Raw genomic sequence first — 6,701 nt, forward strand, 5'->3', positions numbered from 1 at the left:
ACGCGCGATCCTCGGGGAAATCTCGGTAGGGTCGACAGCAGTCGTCCGCGCACACCGCCGTACCCGGGCTTGTGGCGGACGGCAGCAGAACTGACGAGGAGGCCATTGCCGCGCATGGGAGCGAAAAGCGACCCCACCGGCAATGGCCTTCTTCGTATGTGCAACACGTGAAAGAGGCGGGATCTCCATGACCACCAAGGCCCAGAAGAGCGACGACGGCAAAGTACGCGGCCGGTTTCTGCTGAAGCTGTCCGGAGAGGCCTTCTCCGGTGGCGGGGGCCTGGGCGTGGACCCGGACGTGGTACACAAGATCGCCCGCGAGATCGCGGCCGTCGTCCGGGACGGCGCCGAGATCGCGGTCGTCATCGGCGGCGGCAACTTCTTCCGCGGCGCCGAACTCCAGCAGCGCGGCATGGACCGTGCCCGCTCCGACTACATGGGCATGCTCGGCACCGTGATGAACTGCCTCGCCCTCCAGGACTTCCTGGAGAAGGAGGGCATCGACAGCCGGGTGCAGACCGCCATCACCATGGGTCAGGTCGCCGAGCCGTACATCCCGCTGCGCGCCGTGCGCCACCTGGAGAAGGGCCGCGTGGTCATCTTCGGCGCCGGTATGGGCATGCCGTACTTCTCCACCGACACCACCGCCGCCCAGCGCGCCCTGGAGATCGACGCCGAGGCGCTGCTCATGGGCAAGAACGGTGTGGACGGGGTCTACGACTCCGACCCCAAGACCAACCCCGACGCCGTCAAGTTCGACGCCCTCGGCTACGGCGAGGTCATCACCCGTGACCTCAAGGTCGCCGACGCCACCGCCATCACGCTGTGCCGCGACAACAAGCTGCCGATCCTCGTGTTCGAGCTGCTCGCCGAGGGCAATATCGCGCGGGCCGTCAAGGGTGAGAAGATCGGCACGCTGGTGGGTGACCAGGGCAGCCGGGCCTGACCGGCACACCCCTTTCGCCCGGGGTACGACACCTGTCCGGGGGACGGACGGGACGCACCCTGGCCGGGGGATGGACAATGGCCTGCCGGTCGGGAACCGTGCAGGAAGAAGACGCGACGCAGCCGGCCGCCGCCCCGACGAGGAACCGCAGCCGGGCCTTACTCAAGACACGCAGGAGCAAGTGGTGATCGAAGAGACCCTCCTCGAGGCCGAGGAGAAGATGGAGAAGGCCGTCGTGGTCGCCAAGGAGGACTTCGCCGCGATCCGCACCGGCCGTGCGCACCCGGCGATGTTCAACAAGATCGTGGCCGACTACTACGGCGCCCCGACGCCGATCAACCAGTTGGCCTCGTTCTCCGTGCCGGAGCCGCGCATGGCGGTCGTGACGCCGTTCGACAAGACCGCGCTGCGCAACATCGAGCAGGCGATCCGCGACTCCGACCTGGGCGTCAACCCCAGCAACGACGGCAACATCATTCGGGTGGTGTTCCCCGAGCTGACCGAGGAGCGCCGTCGCGACTACATCAAGGTCGCCAAGGGCAAGGCCGAGGACGCCAGGGTGTCCATCCGCTCCGTGCGCCGCAAGGCCAAGGACGCCATCGACAAGCTGATCAAGGACGGCGAGGTCGGCGAGGACGAGGGCCGCCGTTCGGAGAAGGAGCTGGACGAGCTGACGTCGAAGTACGTCGCTCAGGTCGACGAGCTCCTCAAGCACAAGGAAGCGGAGCTGCTCGAAGTCTGATGAGCGACTCTTCCTGGGGGGTGCCGCCGCAATCCGGGTACTGGGGGCCCACTGAGCGTGGGCCTGTCCAGGGGGCTGCCCCGGCGGGTCCCGCGTACGATGCGCCTCAGGCGCAGCAGACTCGCCCCATGCCCATCGTGCCCGACGGACCCGCGTACGCCGGAGACCAGGACGACGACCGGGGGGCCGCTCGGCTGAGCGGTCCCTTGTTCCGGGAAGAGACGCCGTATCCGGCGCCGATTCCGACGCTGAACCCCACCCAGAGTCCCAGTCAGAGTCCCGCACAGAATCACTCGCAGAATCCGGAGCCCATGCCCGACGCCCCGCAGCCGGCGCCAGCGCCGCAGAAGAAGAGCGCGGGCCGTGACCTGAGCGCGGCCATAGGGGTCGGTGTCGGGCTCGGTGTGGTGATCGTCGCCTCCCTGTTCATCTACAAGCCCGTGTTCGTCGGCGTGGTCGCGGTCGCCGTGGTCGTGGGCTTGTGGGAGCTGACCAGCAGGCTCCAGGAGCGCAAGGCCATCAAGGCGCCGCTCGTGCCGCTCGCGGTCGGCGGTGCGGCGATGGTGGTCGCCGGGTACGTGCGGGGAGCCGAGGGCGCCTGGGTCGCCATGGCCCTGACCGCGCTCGCGGTCCTGGTCTGGCGGATGACCGAGCCGCCCGAGGGCTACCTCAAGGACGTCACGGCGGGCGTCTTCGCGGCGTTCTACGTGCCCTTCCTGGCCACGTTCGTCGCGCTCATGCTCGCCGCCCACGACGGCCCTTGGCGCGTCCTCACCTTCCTGCTCCTGACGGTCGTCAGCGACACGGGTGCGTACGCCGTCGGCTGGCGCTTCGGCAAGCACAAGCTCGCGCCGCGCATCAGCCCCGGCAAGACCCGTGAGGGCCTGCTCGGCGCGGTGCTGTTCGCCATGGTCGCGGGCGCGCTGTGCATGCAGTTCCTGATCGAACGGGGCAGCTGGTGGCAGGGCCTGTTGCTGGGCCTCGCGGTCGCGGCCAGCGCCACCCTGGGCGACCTCGGCGAGTCCATGATCAAGCGTGACCTGGGCATCAAGGACATGGGCACGCTGCTCCCGGGGCACGGAGGGATCATGGACCGGCTGGATTCGCTCCTGCCGACGGCTCCGGTGGTGTGGCTGCTGATGGTGGCTTTCGTCGGCTCCGTGTGAGGGCCGTCCGCGTGCGGCTTCCGGGCCTCGTCCTGCGTGCAGGGCGGGGCCCGTCGTCGTACCCGGAGAGGGATGGTCGTACGAACGGCCGAGTGGGACGATTCCGGATGTAAGGGATGTAAACTCACCGGAAGGAGGGCGTCATGTCCGGCTTCCACGAGGAGATCGATGTCGACCGGACGCCCGGCGACGTCTGGGCGTACCTCAGCGACCCCTCCCACCTGCCCGAATGGCAGGCGAGCGCGGTCTCGGTCGAGCAGCTGGACGAGGGCCCGTTCGGTCTCGGCTCCCGCATCCGGGTCACCCGGCACGTCGGCCTCCGGGACATGCCGATGACCATGCAGGTCACCGAGTTCGAACCGCCGCGTTCCTGGGGCCTGCGCGGCATCGACGGACCTGTCCGCGGCAGCGTCCACGGCGAGGTCACACCCCTGCCGGACGGGCGCGCCCACGTGACCATGGACCTCGACTTCGAGGGCCGGGGCATCGGCAGGGTGCTGCTGCCCCTCGTCGTACGGCCACAGGTGCGCAGGGAACTCCCGCGCAACGAGCAACTGCTCAAGGAGCGGCTGGAACACACCGCAGGCTAGGCGTCGCCGGCGTCCCAGTCCGCCAGTGGCAGGCCCCCGGCGGTGGTGATCTCCAGGAGCGTGCAGCCCATGAGCCGTACGGCCGCGAACAGGCGGTCGCGGACCTGGGTGCGGTCCGCGGGCGGGAAGGAGACGCGGATCTGGTGCGGGCGGGAACGGTCGTAGGTGAGGTGCCAGTCCGGGCCGGCGGTGGCGAAGTGGTCCTGGCCCTGCTCGCCGTCCTCGGACTGCCACGACCCCCGGTCCACGGTCGGGGCCAGCACGTCCCGCAGGATCCGCAGCCGCTCGGCGTACGGCCGTGAGCCCTCGGACAGCCGCAGGTACCGGTGCAGCCGGGGCCGGAAGGCGTCGAACCAGGGCGCCAGGTCCGGCTCCAGGCCGGCCAGGACCGCGGAGCGCACCCGCCCCGTCACCCACCCCTCGACGAACCCGGCCGCGCTCGGCGCGAACTCCTCCCGCCCGATGCCCCGGCCCCGCACCACCACCGGCCACTGTTCGGGCTCCCCCTCGGTACGCCAGCACAGCCGGTCGGCGTCCACCGTGGTGCCCCAGACCAGCAGACCCTCGTACCGCTCCAGACCGCCCTGCGGAGCGGTCCCGAACGGCGTGTGCAGACACAGGTAGTCGCAGAACTCGCCCCGGCCGTACGTCTCGGCCAGCAGCTTGTAGTCCTCGGGCAGCCGCACCCCGAGCCGCGCCTCCGCCTCGGCCCAGTCCCCGCGGGCGTCGGCCGGATCGACGGGCGGGGGAACGGCCCGGGTGAGGTCGTCCAGGCTCGTCACGGCAGGTCGGCCCGGCCGAGTGCCGTCGCGGCCGGCTCTCCGGTGCGGCGGGCGTACGTCAGCCGCTCGCGCACCTCGCGCAGGGTGCGTGGCCGGTAGCCGGGGCCGCCGCAGCAGCTCTTGTGGAATCCCACGCCCGCGTTCAGCAGCACCGTGAGCGTCCGCCAGGCGGCCCGGTCCCGCTTCGGGGGCGCGGCGAAGGCCGAGCCCGCGTAGATCAGCGCGCCCGCGCAGCGCGGGCAGCTCCGCTCCCGCCACGGGTCGTACCGCTGCTTGTACGAGACCCGGCAGGGCAGGCAGACGTACGAGGTCTTGGCGGGAGGCATGCGCTCAGCGTAGGGAGCCCGCAGGGCCCGGCCAAGCGGGTTTCCGATTCCGGCGCGGGCGCCTGGTGGTTCGACATCGAATGCGTCACCCAACAGGTCACCCAACAGGTCACCCTACAGGTCACCCAATTGGATCTGCGACACTGGTACAGCCATGCCTAAGCCCGGAGAACTGGCAGTACTTGGGCAGCAATAAGCCCCCTACCAGCGCGTTCGGCGCGGATAGGGGGCCTGGTGTGGGTCACTGGGCCGTCTCTGGGCCGTCAGGCTTGCGCGGGGCCGGCAGAAGCACCCGATCCACGGCCTTCCTCGTACGCTCCTGGCTCGACGGCATCAGGTGTGCGTACACCCGCAGCGTCAGCCCCGGATCGGCGTGCCCCAGGTACTCGCTGACGGCCTTGATCCTCTCGCCGGCGTCCAGCAGCACCGAGGCGTAGAAGTGCCTCAGCGCGTGCATGCCGTGCTCATGAGCGGACTGGTACTTGCCGTCCGTCCCGGCTTCCGCGATCAAGCCAGCAGCCGCGAGAGCGGGCTTCCACTCCTGGATGTTGAAGTTGCTGCGCCAGACGAGCCCGCTCGCGGTGTTCGTAAACAGGAGGCGGGCCGACACCTTCGGGCCGTCCGGCTTGCGCCAGGGCAACGTGATCTCGACCGGCTTGAAGGCGTCCATGTGGGCCCGCAGGGCCTCGGCGACCGAAGGCGGCAGCGGCCCGTACCCTTCGCGTGCCCGCCCGACGGGGCTTGGGCAGCGGCGCTTGACTGGGGCGTTGAGACTCCGCCGCCCGCGCGAATCAGGCCTGGCTCACCTTTCTACTCCTGGGGAAACTTGCCGACTCCGCGCAGCATCCTAAAGAGCTGCGTGGGAGAAGCGGTCACACCATTACCACCGTCCATCAGTACTTCGGCTACTGATCGCACCCAGCGGCTTGACTCGCCCATTTAAGGCTCCACCGACCGCGTGGCCCGCTGACTGGCCAGATGGTGCGCTGGGCGGGTTTGGGGTGCGGAAGGGTAGCTCCAGCCCAAAGGAGGCAACCTGAAGCTACGGCCGCCCGCATCACTGAGGAGGGAAGATCGTCATGGTCGGACTGGCAGGGGTGCCCGGCAGAGAGTGGATGGTCCGGGACGCGAAAGGACGCAAGTACAGCTTCGACTCGGAAGAAGAGGCGTTCGAAGCGCTTCCTGAGTACGGGGAAGGGGCTGCGGTGTGGACCCGCGACGTCTATCGCGTGCTCTTCTTCACACGGTCCGTCGACGGCTGGCAGCAGGTCACCAAGCCGAGCGACTAGCGTGTCCCCCACGTGCCCGATCGGACGGCAAGCGACGGGGAACAACGGGGAACATCGGTGAGCACCCCGGGAACGCGCAGGTCAGCGTCTCGCCAGCTCAGCCCCGATCCGCATACGCGATCTTCCGAACTGGTGATGTACAGCAGCAAGGTGCAGCAACCACCGCGCCCGCAGCCTACCGCTACCAGCCTCGGCAGGCCGACGATGCTCCCGCAGACCACAACGGTTTCGGCCTATATCGCCCAGGTTTCAAAAATGCCCAACTCCTTCCCGATGAAGAGCGCTGCCGAAGTAGGCACCAGCAAGCAAATGCCGATGCCGCCAAGCACATATGGCGCCACTGGTGTCGCTTTCGGGAAGTGGCCATCGGGTCGACGCTTGCGCGCAATAGCGAAGCGCAGGATAAACAGAGCGGCACTCAACATGAGCAGGAACGCGCCGATAATCTGCAGCGCCATCAAGCCGCATTCAATAATTAAAAGGACCAGGTACGAGAGCAGCACCCCCACGACTACCCTCACTTACTCAGATTTCAGCATTAATCAGAATCCGGTCGGCTTTCATTGCCGTCGGCTGCAACCACGCGCAAGGCGGACAATAGGATCACGGCTTGGGCTGCGTCAATCCGTGCAGCTGAACGCGTGCCCGATGTGTGCCCGACCGGCTGGTAAGTCGCGGCCGTCTACGGGCTCCCCCGCCCTGGACCAGCAACCGCGACAAGCATCACCACGGCAGGTCAAGGGCACTTACCCCGGTGGTGGCTCTGGTGATGATGAGGCGCACGCCCCCCTCCGTACAGCAGCGACAGCAACCGACAGCGCCCGCCATGAAGTCGACAGCGGTCCGAAAACGGCCGTAAT

The 6,701-nt window shown here is 68.5% G+C and carries 8 protein-coding genes and 1 pseudogene; 5 read left to right on the forward strand and 4 right to left on the reverse strand.

The window, feature by feature from the left end; genetic code table 11:
• Window positions 1-187 precede the first annotated feature (187 nt).
• The 4 genes from pyrH to AQI88_RS40915 all read left to right on the forward strand — a co-directional run bounded on the left by pyrH (window position 188) and on the right by AQI88_RS40915 (window position 3,444).
• Entirely contained in the window at window positions 188-946 is a 759-nt protein-coding gene (gene pyrH, locus AQI88_RS40900; RefSeq protein ID WP_067010707.1) for a UMP kinase, read from the forward strand.
• 184 nt (window positions 947-1,130) lie between these two features.
• Window positions 1,131-1,688: a ribosome recycling factor gene (gene frr / locus AQI88_RS40905; RefSeq protein ID WP_067010723.1), complete on the forward strand. Its 558-nt coding sequence runs from the start codon at window positions 1,131-1,133 to the stop codon at window positions 1,686-1,688.
• The gene (locus AQI88_RS40910; protein ID WP_079058155.1) at window positions 1,688-2,854 is read left to right on the forward strand and encodes a phosphatidate cytidylyltransferase; all 1,167 of its coding nucleotides are present in this window, start codon (window positions 1,688-1,690) and stop codon (window positions 2,852-2,854) included. Before frr ends, AQI88_RS40910 begins: the two co-directional genes overlap by 1 nt.
• A gap of 143 nt (window positions 2,855-2,997) precedes the next feature.
• Complete coding sequence (locus AQI88_RS40915) at window positions 2,998-3,444, forward strand: SRPBCC family protein (RefSeq protein WP_067010711.1); 447 nt, start codon at window positions 2,998-3,000, stop codon at window positions 3,442-3,444.
• On the opposite strand, the gene AQI88_RS40920 is transcribed toward AQI88_RS40915, so the two are convergent.
• The 3 genes and pseudogenes from AQI88_RS40920 to AQI88_RS40930 form a co-directional block, all read right to left on the reverse strand.
• Window positions 3,441-4,226 (reverse strand): SMI1/KNR4 family protein, encoded by a 786-nt coding sequence (locus tag AQI88_RS40920; RefSeq protein ID WP_067010713.1) that lies wholly within the window; start codon window positions 4,224-4,226, stop codon window positions 3,441-3,443. The two genes, AQI88_RS40915 and AQI88_RS40920, sit on opposite strands and share 4 nt — an antisense overlap.
• Entirely contained in the window at window positions 4,223-4,552 is a 330-nt protein-coding gene (locus AQI88_RS40925) for a deoxyxylulose-5-phosphate synthase (protein ID WP_067010715.1), read from the reverse strand. The genes AQI88_RS40920 and AQI88_RS40925 overlap by 4 nt, the downstream gene beginning before the upstream one ends.
• Before the next feature lie 241 nt (window positions 4,553-4,793).
• Window positions 4,794-5,261 (reverse strand): annotated as a pseudogene (locus AQI88_RS40930) (tyrosine-type recombinase/integrase); the annotation flags it as partial.
• Window positions 5,262-5,631: 370 nt separating this feature from the next.
• On the opposite strand from AQI88_RS40930, the gene AQI88_RS40935 reads away from it, so the two are divergent.
• The gene (locus tag AQI88_RS40935) at window positions 5,632-5,841 is read left to right on the forward strand and encodes a hypothetical protein (protein WP_067010716.1); all 210 of its coding nucleotides are present in this window, start codon (window positions 5,632-5,634) and stop codon (window positions 5,839-5,841) included.
• Between the two features lie 233 nt (window positions 5,842-6,074).
• Here AQI88_RS40935 and AQI88_RS40940 read toward each other — a convergent pair whose 3' ends face one another.
• The gene (locus tag AQI88_RS40940) at window positions 6,075-6,350 is read right to left on the reverse strand and encodes a hypothetical protein (RefSeq protein ID WP_067010718.1); all 276 of its coding nucleotides are present in this window, start codon (window positions 6,348-6,350) and stop codon (window positions 6,075-6,077) included.
• Between the last annotated feature and the right edge of the window lie 351 nt (window positions 6,351-6,701).

It is taken from the genome of Streptomyces cellostaticus, assembly GCF_001513965.1.
Taxonomy (GTDB): domain Bacteria; phylum Actinomycetota; class Actinomycetes; order Streptomycetales; family Streptomycetaceae; genus Streptomyces; species Streptomyces cellostaticus.